This is a genomic window from Geodermatophilus sp. SYSU D00867 (assembly GCF_054050315.1).
This window is the reverse complement of record NZ_JBJGZC010000004.1, coordinates 200,616-217,401: the sequence shown is the minus strand read 5'-3', so window position 1 is coordinate 217,401 and position 16,786 is coordinate 200,616. Positions and strand designations below refer to the sequence as shown.

The window sequence follows — 16,786 nt, the reverse complement described above, 5'->3', positions numbered from 1 at the left end:
CTCGGCAGAGTGACCCCGGCCACCCATCCTCGACGTGTCCGGGCGCGGCCACTGAGCCCCCCGGCCCCCAGATCTCCCCGCCCCTCCCCCGCCTTCCGCGCGCGAAAGGCGACCGAGGGCGGCACCGCAGTCCGACAGGAGTCCCCGTGACCGAAGCGCACGTCCCGTCCCGGGTCCCGGTCCTCGTCGCCGGCGGCGGCCCCAGCGGGCTGGCCGCCGCGATCGAGCTGGGCCGCCGTGGCGTCGAGGTGCTCGTCGTCGAGCCGCGCACCGAGCTGGACCCGCTGCGCCCGCGCGCCAAGACCACCAGCGTCCGCACGATGGAGCACCTGCGCCGCTGGGGCCTGGCCGACCGGCTGCGCGCCGCCGCGCCGCTCCCGGTGTCCTACGCCCAGGACGTCGTCTTCTGCACCGGGCTGTTCGGGCACGAGATCACCCGCTTCCCCGAGGCGTTCGGGCTGTGGACCGAGCCCCGCCAGGTCGCCGCCGAGGCCGGCCAGCAGGCGCCCCAGTCGCAGGTCGAGCGGCTGCTGCGCGAGGCCGCCGCGGCCCTGCCCACGGTCACCCTGCTGGTCGGCTCGCGGGTCACCGCGATCACCGACGGGCCGGACGGGGTCCGCGCGACCGTCGAGGGCCCGGACGGCACGGGCACCGACGTCGTCGCCGGGTACCTGCTCGGCTGCGACGGCAGCGCCGGCATCTCGCGGCGCGCGATCGGCGCCCGGTACGAGGGCTCCTCCGGCGCGATGCCCAACCTCAGCGTCACCTTCCGCTCCCGCGCGCTGGAGGAGCGGCCGCTGTGCGCGCTCGGCGTGCACCACTGGGTGATCGGCACCGAGCGCGGCGGGCTCATGGGCCGGCTCGACCTCGACGGCACGTGGTGGGCGATCGTGCAGGGCGTCGACACGGTGGCCGAGGACGCCGACCCGGAGGCCCTGGTGCGGGCGATGGTCGGGGACGACATCGACGTCGAGGTGCTGGCCACCGACCCGTGGCAGGCCCGGATGCTGCTGGCCGACCGCTACCGCGGCGAGCGCGTGTTCCTCGTCGGCGACGCCGCGCACCTGAACCCGCCGTGGGGCGGGCACGGGTTCAACACCTGCGTCGGCGACGCCGTGAACGTCGGGTGGAAGCTCGCCGCCGTCCTGCAGGGCTGGGCGCCGGCCGCGCTGCTCGACAGCTACGAACCCGAGCGGCGCCCGGTCGCGCGGCGCACCATCGACGCCGCCGGCAGCCAGGAGGCGTTCCTCGCCCCCGCGTTCACCGGCCGCGACCTCGACGACGACGGCCCCACCGGCGTCGAGCTGCGGGCGGCGCTGGCCGAGGCGCTGCAGGTGAAGGACCCGGAGTTCCACAGCCTCGGGCTGGTGCTCGGCTACGACTACCCGGACTCCCCCGTCGTGGTCCCCGACGGCCGGCCGGTCCCCGCGCCGGCCCTGGCCACCTTCACCCCCTCGGCGCACCCCGGCGCCCGGCTGCCGCACGCCTGGCTGGGCGACGGCGACTCGCTGTTCGACCGCCTCGGCGACGGCTTCACCGTGCTGCGGCTGGACCCGGCCGCCGACGCCGGGTCGCTGGCGAGCGCCGCGGCCGCCCGCGGGGTGCCGCTGACCGACGCCGACCTGTCCGGCGTGCCGGGGCTGCGCGACCTGCTCGGCGCCGACCTCGTCCTCATCCGCCCCGACCAGCACGTGGCCTGGCGCGGGGACGCGGTGCTCGACGCCGACACGCTGCTCGCCCGCGTCCTCGGGGCCGCCGTCCCCGCCTCCGCCCTCCGCTGACCCCCGATCCGAGGAGACCCGCCCCATGACCGCCGCCCAGTTCCTGGAGGGCTTCCTCTGGGGTGCCGCCACCGCCGCCCACCAGGTCGAGGGCGGCAACGTGAACAACGACCACTGGGAGATGGAGCACGCCGAGCACTCGCCGTTCGCCGAGCCCAGCGGCGACGCGTGCGACTCCTTCCACCGCTGGCCCGAGGACCTCGACCTCGTCACGGGTGCCGGGCTCTCCGCCTACCGGTTCAGCCTGGAGTGGAGCCGGATCGAGCCCGAGGAGGGCGAGGTCTCGCGCGCCGCGCTCGACCACTACCGGCGGATCGTCGACGGCTGCCGCGACCGCGGGCTGGCGCCGGTGGTCACGCTCGTGCACTTCACCCAGCCCCGCTGGCTGTCCCACGACGGCGGCTGGACCGGCCCGAAGGCCGGCGACCGGATCGCCCGCTACACCGAGGCCGTGCTGCCGGTGCTGGCCGACGCCGAGTACGTGTGCACCGTCAACGAGCCCAACCTGGTGGCCGCCCAGCCGGTGATGGGCGCGATGGCGATGCGCGGCGAGCCGATCAGGGGGTTGCCCCGCCCCGACCAGGAGGTCGCCGAGGCGCTGCTCGGCCTGCACGCCCGCTCGATGGACGTGCTCCGTGGGAACGTCGCCCGCGCCGGCATGACGCTGGTCGGCCGCGAGCACCTCGCCGAGCCCGGCGGCGAGGAGCGGATGCGCGCCGAGCGCGCCGCCTTCGAGGACCAGTTCCTCGAGGCCGCCCGCGGCGACGACTTCGTCGGCCTGCAGGTGTACACCTGCGCCCGCTTCGACGCCGACGGCCTGGTCGCCCCCGCCCCGGAGCTGCAGACGCTCGCCCACGGCATGGAGCGCCGGCCGGAGGCGCTCGGTGCCGCCGTCGCGCGGGCCGCCGAGGTGCTGCCCGGCACGCCGCTGCTGGTCACCGAGAACGGCATCGCCACGGCCGACGACACCGACCGCATCGCCTTCACCCGCGACGCGCTCGCGTCCCTGGCCGCGGCGGTCGACGGCGGCGCGGACGTGCGCGGCTACGTGCACTGGTCGCTGCTGGACAACTTCGAGTGGATGCTCGGCTACCGCCCGACCTTCGGCCTGGTCGCCGTCGACCGGCAGACCTTCGCCCGCACGCCCAAGCCGAGCCTCGCCTGGCTCGGCGACGTCGCTCGCCGGAACGGGCTCGCCTGATGCGCGTCGTGGGCATCCGCCGGGCCGGCGGACCGGTCGAGGCGGCGGCGCTGTCCGACGACGGCGCGACGGTGACCCTGCTGGCGCCGCTGGCGGGGTTCTGGGCCGACGCGGCCCGGTTCCTGGCCGCGGAGCCGGCCGGGGACCCCGTCCCGGTCGCCGGCGTCGAGGTGGTGCCGCCGGTGCTGCCCGGCGCCCGCGTGGTCTGCATCGGGCTCAACTACCTCAAGCACGTCGCCGAAGGCTCCTTCGCCGGCGAGGGCGTGCCGCCGCACCCGACGCTGTTCGCCCGCTGGACCCGGTCGCTGACCGTCGGCGGGGCGGAGATCCCGGTGCCCGCCGACGAGGACGGCCTCGACTGGGAGGGCGAGGTCGTCGCCTACGTCGGGTCGACGCTGGTCGACGCCACGCCGGACGAGGCGCTGGCCGCCGTCGTCGGCTACTCGACGTTCAACGACGTCACCTCGCGGCGGGCGCAGAAGCTCACCTCGCAGTGGATCCTCGGCAAGAACGGCGACCGGTCCGGACCGCTCGGGCCGATCGTCCCCGCCGCCGAGGTCGGCGACCTGCGCGACGGGCTGCGCGTGCGGACCCGGGTCAACGGCGAGACCGTCCAGGACGGGCGCACCGACGAGATGGTCTACACCGTCGGCGACACCCTCGCGCTGATCAGCCGCACCATCACGCTGCACCCCGGGGACCTGCTGGCCACCGGCACGCCGTCCGGCGTCGGCTACGCCCGCACGCCCCCGTGGCTGATGCGGCCCGGCGACGTCGTCGAGGTCGAGGTCGAGCGGCTGGGCGTCCTGACCAACCGCATCGTCGGGAACGAGGCCCGGGAGGTGGCCGGCCGTGGCCGGTGAGTTCCGGCAGTACCTGTTCCTGCACGACCACCCGCGGCTGGCCGAGGTGCGTGGGCTCGACGCGTACGCCTACGGGGAGTTCGCGCGGAAGCCGGGCACGTTCACCGGCGGGCTGGTCGAGGGCTGGACGCCGCTGTACCTGGCGCCGTTCCGCGGGGTCACCGAGGACGGCACGCTGCGTCCGGAGGTGCACCGCTGGGAGCCCGCGCGACCCGGCGAGGAGGCGCCGGTCGCGGCGATGGTCGAGGCCGCGGAGGCGCTGCTGTCGCTGCTGTCACCGGAGGACCGGGAGCGGGTGTCGCACGCCGTCGACGCCCCGGAGTGGCAGACCTGGGCCAACCCGGAGTTCCTGCAGTTCGACACCGGCCTGCGGCTGGAGTTCCAGCCGCCCCAGGTGCGCGAGGCGGCGCTGGCGCTGGTCCGCGCGTCCCTGTCGCCCGAGGGTGCCGACCTCGTGCACGCCGCGATGCTGGTCAACGGCTTCCTCGGCGACGTCGTCGACCTGCCCGCGCTGCTCGGCGAGTGGAGCTACAACCTCGCCCTCTACGGCACCCCGGACCTGCGCGCGCCGTGGGGCTGGCAGCTCTACGGCCACCACTGCGCGGTCGACGTGCTGGTGGTCGAGGGCCGGATGGTGGTCTCGCCGGTGTTCGTGGGCGCCGAGCCCGACGAGATCGACGACGGCCCGCACGCCGGGATCTCCGGCCTGTTCGCCGACCGGATCGCCGCCGGGCTGGCCGTCATGGCGGCGCTGACGCCGGAGCAGCGGGCCGCCGCCACGGTCTACGAGCGGATGGTCGACCCGGCTATGCCGCCCGGCCGGGTGCACCCCGGCGACGAGCGGCACCTGGCCGGCGCGTTCCAGGACAACCGGGTCATCCCGGTCGAGGGGGTCCGGGTCGCCGACCTGCCCCAGGACGCCCGGCGGCGGGTGCTCGACGTCGTGGCCACCTTCGTCGCGCTGCTGCCCGCCGGCCCCCGGGCCGCGCGGCTGCGCGAGGTCGAGGCGCACCTGGACGAGACCTGGTTCTCCTGGATCGGCGGGCACGAGCCCGGCGACGTCTTCTACTACCGGGTGCAGTCGCCGGTCGTCGTCGCCGAGCTCGACCACCACTGCGGTGTCTTCCTCGACTACGACACCCCGCAGCCCTTCCACGTGCACACGGTGCTGCGCACCCCGCACGGCAACGACTACGGCCGCGCCTGGGTGCGGCAGTGGCGGGAGCGCGCCGGCGGCTGAGCGGCCTCAGCCGGCCGCTTCCTCCTCCTCCTCGTCCTCCTCGTCCTCCTCGTCCTCCTCCTCGCCCTCCTCGTCCTCCTCGTCCTCGTCGTCCTGCTGGTCGGCCTGCTGGGCGTCCTGAGCCGGCCCGTCGTCCTGCTGCCCGTCGTCGTCCTGCTGCCCGTCGTCGCCCGCCTCGTCGTCGTACCCGTCCGCGCCGGCCATGACGGCGTAGAGGTCCTCGAGGACGTCGAGCGCGGTGTCGATGTCCTCCGGCGCGCGGTCGGCGAGCGCCCCGAGGGACTCCACGCGCTCCTCGGTGAGGAGGTCGGGCAGGCGCTCGAGCAGCGTGGCGACCGCCTGCGGCCCCTGGCCGGTGAGCGCCCGGCCGACGCGCAGCAGCGCCCGGACCGCGGCGGCGCCGCGCCCGTTGCCGAGCAGCTCGCCGGCCTGGTCGAGGTTCTCCTCGGCCAGCACCCGGTCCAGGCCGGCGGCCACCCGCTCCACCCGGCCGTCGTCGAGGACCTCGCCGGCACGGTCGACCACGTGCGGCAGGCGGTCGTCGGCGAGGAGCAGGTCGAGCCGGGCGAGCAGCCGGCCGAAGCGCTCGTCGGCGGGGAGGTCCAGCAGCCGGCCGATGCGCTCGTCGGCCGCGAGGTCCAGCAGCCGGCCGATGCGCTCGTCGCCGGCCAGGTCCAGCGCCTTCGCGACGCGGTCGCCGGTCACGAGCTCGAGCAGCGCGTCGAGCCGGTCGACCCGGTCCGGGGAGGCCAGGCGGTCGATCCCGGCGCCCAGGCGCTGCAGCCGCCCGGAGGAGAGCAGCCCGTCGAGCGCGTCGAGGGCCCGCGGCACGACGTCCGCCCGCGCCCGGACCGAGTCCGCCACCCGGGACATGCCCGCGATCCGGTCGGGGGTGAGGACGGCGACCAGCCGGTCGGTCAGCGCGGCCACCGCGGCCGTCCGCTCGGGGGTCAGGACGCCCGCGAGCCGCTGCACGACGCCGGTGGCCGTGTCGACCACCTCGGGCGCGACCGCGGCCGCCCGCGCCACCGCGGGGGCGACCCCGTCGAGCAGCGTGCGGGTGCTCCGGAGCACGTCGTCGGCCATCGGCAGCAGGTTCTCCGCGCGCGGCAGGGCGGCGCCGAGCGTGCGGACCGACTCGACGAGGGTCCGGGGGAGGTCGAACAGGTCCGCGGGGTCGGGCAGGCGCATTGGCGCTCCCTACCCGCTCGGTGACCTGACTCACTCGCGGGACACGCCGGCGTCCGGCGCCACCCGGTCAGGTGCCCCCCCCCCGGCGGTTGTGCTCCGCCACGGCATCGGGGCAGGGCACGACCGCCGGCCGGACGTCAGGAGCGGTGCACCTCGTCGTAGCCGTAGTCGCCGCCGGGGTCGTGCCCGGTCCGGTCGGCCGGCTCCGCGCCCACCGGGGGCACCGGCGCGCGCGCCGCCCCGGCAGCGGCCCCGTGGGCCATGTCGTAGCCGTAGTCGCCGTCGGAACGCTCAGCCGGCTGGGTCACGGCCCCTCCTCGACGCCCGTCGTGCACGTGCGGCCGATGGTCCGCGCCCGGCCGGGACGCGGGCAAGGGCCGCCGCCGCGGTCAGCGGGCGACGCGCGCCTCGGCGGCCGCCCAGCCGGCGTCGGACCCCGAGGGCCGGTACTCCACCAGCGCCTGCGTGGTGCGCAGCAGCCGGCGCATCTCCCCCAGCCCGCCCTCGAGGGCCCCGAGCGCCCGGGCCTGCACCAGCGCGTTGCCCAGCGCCGCGGCCTCCACCGGGCCGGCGAGCACCGGCCGCTGGCAGGCGTCGGCGGTGAGCTGGCACAGCAGCGCGTTGCGCGCTCCCCCGCCGACCAGGTGGACGACGTCGACGTCGCGGCCGGACAGCTCGACCGCCGCCCGGACCGTGCGCCGGTAGGCCAGGGCCAGGCTGTCGACGACGCAGCGCACCGTCTCGGCCTGGCTCTGCGGCGGCGTCTGCCCCGTCTCGGTGCACACCTGCGCGATGCGCGCGGGCACGTCGCCGGGCGGCAGGAACCGCGGGTCGTCGACGTCGACCACCGCCGTGAAGGCCGGCACCCGCGCGGCCGCGGCGAGCAGCTCGGGCAGGTCGGCCGGCAACCCGGCCGCCGCCCAGGTGCGCAGCGACTCCTGCAGCAGCCACAGCCCCATGACGTTGTGCAGGTACCGCACGGTGCCGTCGACGCCGAGCTCGTTGGTGAAGCCCGCCGTCCGGCCGGCCTCGGTGAGCACCGGCTTCTCCAGCTCCACCCCGACCAGCGACCACGTGCCGCAGGAGACGTAGGCGAACCGGTCGCCGCGCGCCGGGACCCCGGCCACCGCCGACGCGGTGTCGTGCGACCCGACCGCGACCACCGGCACCTCGCCCAGCCCGGTCTCGGCGCGGACCTCCGCGGTGAGCCGGCCGATCTCGTCGCCGGGCTGCACGAGGTCCGCGAGCAGGTCGCGCGGCAGCTCGAGCCGGTCGAGCAGGCCGGTCGCCCACTGCCGCGTCGTCGCGTCGAGCAGTCCGGTCGTGGAGGCGTTGGTGACCTCCGCGACCCGCGCGCCGGTCAGCCAGTACGCGAGCAGGTCCGGGACGAGCAGCGCCTGCCGGGCGGCGGCGAACCGCGCCGTCCCGCGCATCGCGGCGAGCTGGAACACCGTGTTGAACGGCAGGTGCTGCAGCCCGTTGACCCGGTACAGCTCGTCGGGCGGGACGACGGCGTGCACCACCGGCACCGCGGTCTCGTGCCGGGCGTCGCGGTAGTGCACCGGGTTGCCCAGCAGCGCGCCGTCGGCGTCGAGCAGGCCGACGTCGACCGCCCAGCTGTCGATGCCGATGCCGTCGAGCCCGTCGGCCTCGCGGCCGGCCGCGCGCAGCCCGTCGAGCACGCCGGCGTAGAGGCCCAGGACGTCCCAGTGCAGCGTGGCCGCCGTGCGCACCGGCCGGTTGGGGAACCGGTGCAGCTCGGTGAGGTCCAGCCGCCCCGGGCCGACCCTCGCGGCCATGACCCGGCCGCTGGAGGCGCCCAGGTCGACGGCCGCGAGGGACAGCTCGCGGGTCACCGGAGGAAGGCCGCGGCGACCCCGGAGTCGACCGGGACGTGCAGGCCGGTGGTCCGGGTGAGCTCCCCGCCGGTGAGGGCGAAGACGGCGTCGGCGACGTGCTCGGGCAGCACCTCGCGCTTGAGCAGCGTGCGCTGGGCGTAGAACTGCCCGAGCTCCTCCTCCGGCACCCCGTAGACCGCGGCGCGCTTGGCGCCCCAGCCGCCGGCGAAGATGCCCGACCCGCGGACGACGCCGTCGGGGTTGATGCCGTTGACCCGGATCTGGTGCTCGCCGAGCTCGGCGGCCAGCAGCCGGACCTGGTGGGCCTGGTCGGCCTTGGTCGAGGAGTAGGCGATGTTGCTCGGGCCGGCGAACACGGAGTTCTTCGAGGAGATGTAGACGACGTCGCCGCCCATCCCCTGCTCGATCATGATCCGGGCCGCCTCGCGGGAGACGAGGAAGCTGCCCTTGGCCATGACGTCGTGCTGCAGGTCCCAGTCCCGCTCGGTGGTCTCCAGCAGCGGCTTGGAGATCGACAGGCCGGCGTTGTTGACCACGAGGTCCACGCCGCCGAAGGCGAGCACCGCCTCGCGGAACGCGGCGGCCACGGCCTCGGCGTCGGACACGTCGGCGGCCACGCCGATCGCGACGTCGGGGCCGCCGATCCCGGCCGCGGCGTCGGTGGCCTTCTGCAGGTCCAGGTCGGCGACGACGACGCAGGCGCCCTCGGCGGCGAGCCGCTCGGCGATGGCCTTGCCGATGCCGCTCGCCGCGCCGGTGACCAGCGCGACCCGGGTGGCCAGCGGCTTGGGCTTCGGCATCCGCTGGAGCTTGGCCTCCTCCAGCGCCCAGTACTCGATGCGGAACTTCTCGCTCTCGTCGATCGGCGCGTAGGTGGAGACCGCCTCGGCGCCGCGCATGACGTTGATGGCGTTGACGTAGAACTCGCCGGCCACCCGCGCGGTCTGCTTGTTGGCGCCGAAGCTGAACATGCCCACGCCGGGCACCAGCACGATCGCCGGGTCGGCGCCGCGCATCGCCGGCGAGTCGGGCGTCGCGTGCCGCTCGTAGTAGGCCGCGTACTCGGTGCGGTACTCCTCGTGGAGCTCCTTCAGCCGCCGCACCACCTCGTCGGTGGTCGCGGTGGCCGGCAGGTCGACGACCATCGGCCGCACCTTGGTGCGCAGGAAGTGGTCCGGGCAGGAGGTGCCCAGCGCGGCGAGGGGCTGCAGCTTCTCCCGCGACAGGAAGTCCAGGACGACGTCGGAGTCGGTGAAGTGGCCGACCTGGGGCCGGTCGGTGCTCGCGAGCCCGCGGATGACCGGCGCCAGCGCGGCCGCCCTCGCCCGGCGCTCGTCCTCGGGCAGCGCCTCGAAGCCGGGGACGACGGCGCCGAACGGCTCGGCCTCCCCGCGCTCGGCGAGGAAGCGCTCGGCGGTCCGGATGACGTCGAGGGAGTTGGCCTCGGCCTCCGCGGCGGTGGCGCCCCACGCGGTGATGCCGTGGCCGCCGAGGACGCAGCCGATCGCCTGCGGGTTCTTCTCCTTGATCGCGGCGATGTCCAGGCCGAGCTGGAAGCCGGGACGGCGCCACGGCACCCAGACGACGCGGTCGCCGAAGCACTCGCGGGTCAGCGCCTCGCCGTCGGCCGCCGTCGCCAGGGCGATGCCGGAGTCGGGGTGCAGGTGGTCCACGTGCGCGGCGTCGACGAGCCCGTGCATCGCGGTGTCGATCGAGGGGGCGGCGCCGCCGCGGCCGTGCAGGCAGAAGTCGAACGCGGCGACCATCTCGTCCTCGCGGTCGACGCCGGGGTAGACGTCGACCAGCGAGCGCAGCCGGTCCAGCCGCAGCACGGCCAGGCCGGACTCCTGCAGGGTGCCGAGGTCGCCGCCGGAGCCCTTGACCCACAGCAGCTCGACCGGCTGACCGGTCACCGGGTCGGTCTCGGTGCCCTTGGCGGAGGTGTTGCCGCCGGCGTAGTTGGTGTTGCGCGGGTCGGAGCCCAGCCGGTTGCTGCGCTCGAGCAGCTCACGGACGACGGGGTTGGTCACGAGGGGTGCTTCCTTCCGGGAGTCCGGGGACCGCCTTTCGCGCGCGAAAGGCGATGGGAGGGAGTGCCTTTCGCGCGCGAAAGGCGAAGAGCTCAGGCGCCCCAGGAGGCCTGGGTGCCGCCGATGCGCTCGCGGGCGATGCGCTCCTGGTGGCCGGAGCGGGCGTAGGCGGCGTACGGGTCGGCGGCGAGGCCCTTCGACTCGCGCAGCTCCGCCAGCAGCGGGCGGACGTCGGTGGAGAAGGCGTCGGTCAGCGCGCCGTGCGCGGCCAGCACGTCACCGGAGGACTGCGCGGCGGCCAGCGCCTCGCGGTCGACCAGCAGCGCCTTGGCCGTGGCCTCCTGCACGTTCATCACCGAGCGGATCTGGCCGGGGATCTTCGGCTCGATGTTGTGGCACTGGTCGAGCATGAAGTTGACCTGCGACTCCGGGCGCAGCGCGTCCGCGGCCACGATCTCGTTCATGATCCGGAACAGCTGGAACGGGTCGGCCGAGCCGACGATCAGGTCGTCGTCGCCGTAGTACCGGGAGTTGAAGTCGAACGCGCCGAGCCGGCCGACCCGCAGCAGCTGCATGACGATGAACTCGATGTTGGTGCCCGGCGCGTGGTGGCCGGTGTCGAGCACGACGGTGGCCCGGTCGCCCAGGGCCAGGCAGTGCAGCAGCGAGGTGCCCCAGTCGGGGATGTCCATCGCGTAGAAGTAGGGCTCGTAGAACTTGTACTCGAGCAGCAGCCGGTGGCCCGGGTCGAGCAGCGCGTAGATCTGCTGGAGCGAGTCGGCCAGCCGGTCCTGGCGGCCGCGCAGGTCGTCCTGGCCGGCGTAGTTCGTGCCGTCGGGCAGCCACAGCTTGAGGTCGGCCGACCCGGTGGCGCGCATGACGTCGACGCACTGCGCGTGGTGGGCGATCGCCTTGTCCCGGACCGCCTTGTCCGGGTGGGTCAGCGACCCGAGCCGGTAGTCGTCGTCCTGGAACAGGTTGGAGTTGATCGCGCCGATCGAGACGCCGAGGTCGGCGGCGTGCGCGGCGAGCTTGGAGAAGTCGTCGACGAGGTCCCACGGGATGTGCAGCGACACCCGCGGCGCGGCGCCGGTGTGGCGGTGCACCACCGCTGCGTCCTCGATCTTCTCGAACGGGTCGCGGGCGACGCCCGGCTGGCCGAAGACCTTGAAGCGGGTGCCGGAGTTGCCGAACGCCCACGAGGGCAGCTCGATGGTCTGCTCGGCCAGCGCGGCGAGCGCGGCGGCCCTGCGGTCAGAGGTGCCGAGGTCGGTCACGAGGGGTCTCCCGTCGGTGCGGTGGTGGTCTCCCCGAGCGCCGTCAGCTGGGCGTCGAGGTCGAAGACGAGCGGCAGCTCGGCCTTGCCGGAGCCGTCGCCGGTCACGAAGAAGGGAGCCATCGAGGCCTCCCACCGGGCGCTCACCTCGGTGGCGTCCACGGCGGCCTGCGCGGCGGCCAAGCCGCCGACACCGTCGTCGGTCTCCACGATCCCGACGAGCAGGCCGTCCTCGCGCAGGTAGAGCCGGTAGTCGCGCCAGCCGGCGTCGCGCAGGGCGCGCAGCATCTCCGGCCAGACGGCGGCGTGCCGCTCGCGGTACTCGGCGAGCCGGTCCGGGCGGACCTGGAGGGTGAAGCAGGCGCGGGGCACGGGCGTCTCCTTGCGGGGGGTCCCGGTCCCGCCGCCGGGGAGCCGGCGGCGGGACCGGGCGCGACGACTCAGAAGTCGAAGTCGTCGATGTTGTCGGCGTTGAACACGGTGGGCTCGCCGAGCACGACGACGCCGTCGGCGCCGACCTCGTACTCGCCCAGGTCACCGGCCTCGAAGGTCTCGCCCTCCTCGCCGGTGATCCGGCCGGCGGCCAGCGCGGCGCCGGCGTGGGCGGCCAGGTAGCCCAGGTCCTCGGGGTTCCACAGGGCGAAGGCGGTCACCGTGCCGTCCTGCACGAACTCGCGCATCTGGTTCGGGGTGCCCAGGCCCGTCAGCGCGACCCGGCCCTTGTACTCCGAGCCGGACAGGTAGCGCGCCGCGGCGGAGATGCCCACGGTGGTCGGCGAGATGATGCCCTTGAGGTCCGGGTAGGTCTGCAGCAGACCCTGGGTCTCCTGGAAGGACTTCTCGTCCTCGTCGTCGCCGTAGACCGTCGTCACGATCTCCATGTCCGGGTACTCCTGGGCGGCGTACTCGGTCATGAGCTCGATCCAGGTGTTCTGGTTCGTGGCGTTCGCCGTCGCCGACAGGATCGCCACCTGGCCGGCGCCGCCGATCTGCTCGGCCATGAGGTCGATCTGCGTCTGCGCGATGCCCTCGGCCGTGGCCTGGTTGATGAACAGGTCGCGGCACTCGGGGTTCGTGTCCGAGTCGAACGTGACGACGCTGGCGCCGCCGCTGCGGGCCTGGTCCAGGGCGCTGCAGATGGCGTTCGGGTCGTTGGCCGAGGTGAGGATGACGTCGGCGCCCTGCTGGGTCAGCGTGTTGATGTAGCTGACCTGCGAGGAGGCGCTGGCCTCCGACGGGCCGACCTGGCTGAACTCGCCCTCGACCTCCCCGACGGCGCGCTCGGCGCCGGTGGCGGCGACGTCGAAGTAGGGGTTGTTCAGCTGCTTGGGCAGGAAGGCGATCGCGAGGTCCGCGGGGATCTCGGCGTCGGGGTTCGCGGAGGCGCCGGCGGCGTCGTTGCCGCCGCTGCTCCCCTCGTCCTCGCCGCGGGTGGTCCCGCCGCAGGCGGCGGTGGTGAGCACGACGGCGGCCACCGCCACGCCGGTCAGGCCACCGCGCAGGCGGCGGCTGGTCAGGAACAGCGACATCGGGGTCCCTCTCTTCGGGTGGGTGGGGTCTGGTGGTGCGGTGGTGCGGCTGTGGGTGGGGAGCGGGGGCGGGTCAGGCGGGGGCCCGGCGTCGCCGGCCCTTGACCCGGGCGGCGACCTGCGGCGCGACGACGGCGGTGATCAGCAGGACGCCGGTGACGATGTTCAGGACGTCCGAGGGCACGTTGACCAGCTGCAGCGCGTTGCGGACCGAGGCGAGCAGCAGGGCGCCGGCCATGACGCCGAGCAGGCCGCCGCTGCCGCCGAAGATGGAGACGCCGCCGAGCAGGATCGCCGCGATGACCTGCAGCTCCAGGCCCGTGGCGTTGTCGGCGCGGGCGCTGCCGTAGCGGAGGGTCCAGTAGACGCCGCCGAGCGCGCTGACCACGCCGGTGGCGACGAACAGCCACAGCTTGGTGCGGGCGACGTCGATGCCGCTGAAGCGGGCGGCGTCCTCGCTGTTGCCCATGGCGTACAGCGAGCGGCCGACCGGGGTGGCGTGCAGGAGGACCGCGGTGACCGCGACCAGCACCAGCAGCGGGAGCACGACGGTGGGGATGCCGGTCGAGCCGATCGAGCTGATCGCCCACGTCGTCCAGGCACGCGGGAAGTCGGCCACGGCCTGGTCGCCCAGGACGACGAACGCGAGCCCGCGGTAGAGCGCCAGCGTGCCGATGGTGACCGCCAGCGAGGGCAGCCCCAGCCTGGTCACGAGGAACCCGTTGACCGCGCCGAGCACCGCGCCCAGCACGAGGACCAGCGGGATGATCGCCTCCAGCGGCAGCCCGGCCACCCACAGCTGGCCCATGACCGCGCTGGACAGGCCGACGGTGCTGGCCACCGACAGGTCGATCTCGCCGGTGACCACGACCAGCGTCAGCGGCAGCGCGATGAGCGCGATGACGACGACGTCGAGCAGCAGGAAGCCGGCGTTGCGGGTGCTGGCGAAGCCCTCGACCGAGAACGCGGCGATCACGAGGAACAGCACGAGGAACGTGGTGATGACGCTGCCGCTGGGCAGGGTCGGCCCGCGGCGGGCCGGCGCGGCGGCCGGCGCGGCCGGGGCGGGGGCGGTCTCAACGGTCACGGCGGGCGTTCCTCCCCCGGAGGCGGGCGGCCAGGCGCAGCTGCAGCGCCCGGTCCAGTGCGATGGCGGCGAGGATCAGCGCGCCGACGGCGGCGTCCCGCCAGAACGGGTCCAGGCCCAGCTGCGGGAGCGCGGTGCCGATCGTGGTGAGCAGCAGCGCGCCGAGCGCGGCGCCGTAGACCGAGCCGCTGCCGCCGAAGATGGCGACCCCGCCGACGACCGCGGCGGCGACGACGAACAGCTCCTGGCCGGTGCCGGCGGTGGTGTCCAGCGTCTGGAACCGCGCGGCGTAGAGGACGCCGGCGAGCCCGGCGAGGGCCCCGTTGACGACGAAGGCGGTGAGCACCCGCCGGCCGACCGGGATGCCCGACAGCCGCGCGGCCTCGGGCGCCGAGCCGATGCCGTAGAGCTCGCGGCCGCTGCGGAAGGTCCGCAGGTAGTAGCCGACGAGCAGGACGACGGCGACGGCGATGAGGAACAGCACCGGGACGCCCAGCAGCCGGGCGCCGCCCAGGGACTTGAAGCCGGCGGGCAGGTCGGCGGCGTTGATCTGCAACCGGTCGGCGCTGGAGGCCCACAGCGAGTCCAGCCCGCGGAAGGCGTAGAGCGTGCCGAGGGTGACCACCAGGGAGGGCACCCCGGCGGCCGCGACGATCAGGCCGTTGAGCAGGCCGCAGACCGCGCCGACGGCCGTGCCGGCCAGGATCGCGACCACCACCGGCGTGCCGGGGGCGACCACCAGCAGCGTGCCGGTGGCGTAGGCCGACAGGCCGAGCACCGAGCCGACCGACAGGTCGACGTTGCGCGTGATGACCACCATCGTCTGGCCGGCGGCCAGGACGGTGAGGATCGCCGCGGACAGCAGCAGGTCGCGGACGTTCTGCCCCGACAGGAACCGCGGGTTGGCGATCACCGTCACGACGACGAGCAGCACGAGCGCGGCGAGGATGCCGAGCTCGCGCACCACGAACAGCCGGTGGACCAGCGCCGACCCGCGGCGGCCGGTGCGCTCGGGCGCGGCCAGCTCCTCCGGCAGCGCCGCGGGGGTCCTCGTCAGGGGCGCGCTCACCGGGCGGCCCCCGCGGTCGAGGAGCCCTGGCCGGTCGCGGCCAGCATGACGCTGTCCTCGTCGGCGCGGGCGCGGGGGATGTCGTCGACGAGGCGGCCCTCGGAGACGACGAGGACGCGGTCGGCCATGCCGAGCACCTCCGGCAGTTCGCTGGACACCATGACGACGGCCAGCCCCTCGGCGGCCAGCTCCGACAGCAGCCGGTGCACCTCGGACTTGGTGCCGACGTCGATGCCGCGGGTGGGCTCGTCGACGATCAGCACGCGCGGCTCGGTCGACAGCCACTTGGCGAGGACGACCTTCTGCTGGTTGCCGCCCGACAGCGTCGACACCGGGTCGGACAGCTTCCCGGCCTTGACCTGCAGGCGCTCGGACCACTCGGCGGCCTGGGCGCGCTCGGCGCGGGAGCTGAGCAGGCCCGCCCTCGCCAGCTTCCAGCGCCGGGTGAGGGTGGCGTTCCTCTCCACCGACAGCTCCATGACCAGGCCCTGCTGGCGGCGGTCCTCGGGGACGAGCGCGATGCCGGCGGCCATGGCCGCGGCCGGGTCGCCCTTCCTCAGCGCCTTGCCGGAGACCCGGACCGAGCCGGCGTCGTAGGTGTCGACGCCGAAGACCGCGCGCACGATCTCGCTGCGGCCGGCGCCGACCAGGCCGGCCAGCGCGACGATCTCGCCCGCCCGCACGTCGAAGGAGACGTCGGAGAACACGCCGCGGGTGGTCAGGCCGCGCACCTCGAGCACGACGTCGCCGGGCTCGACGTCGACCTTCGGGAACAGCGAGGAGACCTCGCGGCCGACCATCCGGCGGACCACCTGGTCGACGGTGAGGTCGCGGGTGGGGTCGGTGGAGACCCACTGCCCGTCGCGCATGACGGTGATCCGGTCGCAGAGGTCGAACACCTCGTCGAACCGGTGGGAGATGAACAGCACCGCGGCGCCGGAGTCGCGCAGCGACCGGGCGACGGCGAACAGCCGCTCGACCTCGACGCCGGACAGCGCGGCGGTGGGCTCGTCCATGACGAGCACCCGCGCGTCGAACGACAGCGCCTTGGCGATCTCGACCATCTGCTGGTCGGCGATGGACAGGCCGCGCGCCGGGCGGTCGGGGTCGAGCGCGACGCCGAGGCGGTCGAACAGCGCCCGGCAGCGGCGGCCGAGCTCGCGGCGGTCGATGCGCCGGCCCGACAGCAGCGGCTGGCGGCCCATGAAGATGTTCTCCGCGACCGACAGGTCGGGGAACAGCGTGGGCTCCTGGTAGATGACCGCGATGCCGGCGGCCCGCGCGGCGGCGGGGTCGGCGAGGGTCACCGGCCGCCCGTCGAGCAGCACGCGGCCGGTGTCCGGGCCGTGCACGCCGGCGAGGATCTTGACCAGCGTCGACTTGCCGGCACCGTTCTCGCCGACGAGCGCATGGGCCTCCCCCGCGCGCAGCTCCAGCTGCGCGCCGCGCAGCGCCGCGACCGCGCCGAAGCTCTTGCCCACGTCCTCGAGGGCCAGGACCACGGTGCCGTCCTGTGCCCGACCGGCCGCCGGCGGCGCGGGTGGCGCCGAGGCGTGGTCCACGACGACCACCTCCGTTTGTGAAACGATTCAGGCGTGCTGTGGCGCAGACCATAGGGAGGCGTTTCGAGACGTGTCAACACCGCGTGTCCGGCCCGCGA

General features: G+C 75.0%; 14 protein-coding genes. 4 read left to right on the top strand and 10 right to left on the bottom strand.

The features are described 5' to 3' along the window. Positions 1-146: 146 nt before the first annotated feature. The 4 genes from ACI8AK_RS05740 to ACI8AK_RS05725 are packed head-to-tail and all read left to right on the top strand — an operon-like array spanning position 147 to position 5,085. Positions 147-1,781, top strand: coding sequence for an FAD-dependent monooxygenase (locus ACI8AK_RS05740; protein WP_456955436.1), 1,635 nt, complete (start codon positions 147-149; stop codon positions 1,779-1,781). A gap of 25 nt (positions 1,782-1,806) precedes the next feature. Beyond that, complete coding sequence (locus ACI8AK_RS05735; RefSeq protein WP_456955435.1) at positions 1,807-2,982, top strand: glycoside hydrolase family 1 protein; 1,176 nt, start codon at positions 1,807-1,809, stop codon at positions 2,980-2,982. Beyond that, on the top strand, positions 2,982-3,845 hold the full coding sequence (locus tag ACI8AK_RS05730) for a fumarylacetoacetate hydrolase family protein (protein ID WP_456955433.1): 864 nt from the start codon (positions 2,982-2,984) through the stop codon (positions 3,843-3,845). Before ACI8AK_RS05735 ends, ACI8AK_RS05730 begins: the two co-directional genes overlap by 1 nt. Further along, positions 3,835-5,085 (top strand): DUF3500 domain-containing protein, encoded by a 1,251-nt coding sequence (locus ACI8AK_RS05725; protein ID WP_456955431.1) that lies wholly within the window; start codon positions 3,835-3,837, stop codon positions 5,083-5,085. Before ACI8AK_RS05730 ends, ACI8AK_RS05725 begins: the two co-directional genes overlap by 11 nt. Positions 5,086-5,091: 6 nt before the next feature. Here ACI8AK_RS05725 and ACI8AK_RS05720 read toward each other — a convergent pair whose 3' ends face one another. From ACI8AK_RS05720 to ACI8AK_RS05675, 10 genes are all read right to left on the bottom strand, one after another. Further along, positions 5,092-6,276, bottom strand: a complete 1,185-nt coding sequence (locus ACI8AK_RS05720; RefSeq protein WP_456955429.1) for a hypothetical protein — start codon at positions 6,274-6,276, stop codon at positions 5,092-5,094. Positions 6,277-6,413: 137 nt separating this feature from the next. Next, positions 6,414-6,584: a hypothetical protein gene (locus ACI8AK_RS05715; protein WP_387985054.1), complete on the bottom strand. Its 171-nt coding sequence runs from the start codon at positions 6,582-6,584 to the stop codon at positions 6,414-6,416. Between the two features lie 81 nt (positions 6,585-6,665). Next, complete coding sequence (locus ACI8AK_RS05710; RefSeq protein WP_456955428.1) at positions 6,666-8,132, bottom strand: rhamnulokinase; 1,467 nt, start codon at positions 8,130-8,132, stop codon at positions 6,666-6,668. Then, positions 8,129-10,165, bottom strand: coding sequence for a bifunctional aldolase/short-chain dehydrogenase (locus tag ACI8AK_RS05705; RefSeq protein ID WP_387985059.1), 2,037 nt, complete (start codon positions 10,163-10,165; stop codon positions 8,129-8,131). Before ACI8AK_RS05705 ends, ACI8AK_RS05710 begins: the two co-directional genes overlap by 4 nt. Before the next feature lie 92 nt (positions 10,166-10,257). After that, positions 10,258-11,442 carry an L-rhamnose isomerase gene (gene rhaI / locus ACI8AK_RS05700; RefSeq protein ID WP_456955426.1) on the bottom strand — a complete coding sequence of 395 codons (1,185 nt, stop codon included), beginning with the start codon at positions 11,440-11,442 and terminating at the stop codon, positions 10,258-10,260. After that, positions 11,439-11,813 (bottom strand): L-rhamnose mutarotase, encoded by a 375-nt coding sequence (locus ACI8AK_RS05695; protein ID WP_387985065.1) that lies wholly within the window; start codon positions 11,811-11,813, stop codon positions 11,439-11,441. Before ACI8AK_RS05695 ends, rhaI begins: the two co-directional genes overlap by 4 nt. A gap of 68 nt (positions 11,814-11,881) precedes the next feature. After that, entirely contained in the window at positions 11,882-12,970 is a 1,089-nt protein-coding gene (rhaS, locus tag ACI8AK_RS05690; protein ID WP_456951180.1) for a rhamnose ABC transporter substrate-binding protein, read from the bottom strand. 73 nt (positions 12,971-13,043) lie between these two features. Continuing rightward, positions 13,044-14,057 (bottom strand): ABC transporter permease, encoded by a 1,014-nt coding sequence (locus ACI8AK_RS05685; RefSeq protein WP_456955424.1) that lies wholly within the window; start codon positions 14,055-14,057, stop codon positions 13,044-13,046. Next, positions 14,047-15,126, bottom strand: a complete 1,080-nt coding sequence (locus ACI8AK_RS05680) for an ABC transporter permease (RefSeq protein WP_456951182.1) — start codon at positions 15,124-15,126, stop codon at positions 14,047-14,049. Before ACI8AK_RS05680 ends, ACI8AK_RS05685 begins: the two co-directional genes overlap by 11 nt. Continuing rightward, complete coding sequence (locus tag ACI8AK_RS05675; protein WP_387985076.1) at positions 15,123-16,628, bottom strand: sugar ABC transporter ATP-binding protein; 1,506 nt, start codon at positions 16,626-16,628, stop codon at positions 15,123-15,125. Before ACI8AK_RS05675 ends, ACI8AK_RS05680 begins: the two co-directional genes overlap by 4 nt. Between the last annotated feature and the right edge of the window lie 158 nt (positions 16,629-16,786).

Excerpts from the sequence above, each read along its gene's own strand:
- ACI8AK_RS05735 (WP_456955435.1), top strand. The coding sequence starts at position 1,807 with ATGACCGCCGCCCAGTTCCTGGAGGGCTTCCTCTGGGGTGCCGCCACC.
- ACI8AK_RS05730 (WP_456955433.1), top strand. The coding sequence starts at position 2,982 with ATGCGCGTCGTGGGCATCCGCCGGGCCGGCGGACCGGTCGAGGCGGCG.
- ACI8AK_RS05720 (WP_456955429.1), bottom strand. The coding sequence starts at position 6,276 with ATGCGCCTGCCCGACCCCGCGGACCTGTTCGACCTCCCCCGGACCCTC.
- rhaS (WP_456951180.1), bottom strand. The coding sequence starts at position 12,970 with ATGTCGCTGTTCCTGACCAGCCGCCGCCTGCGCGGTGGCCTGACCGGC.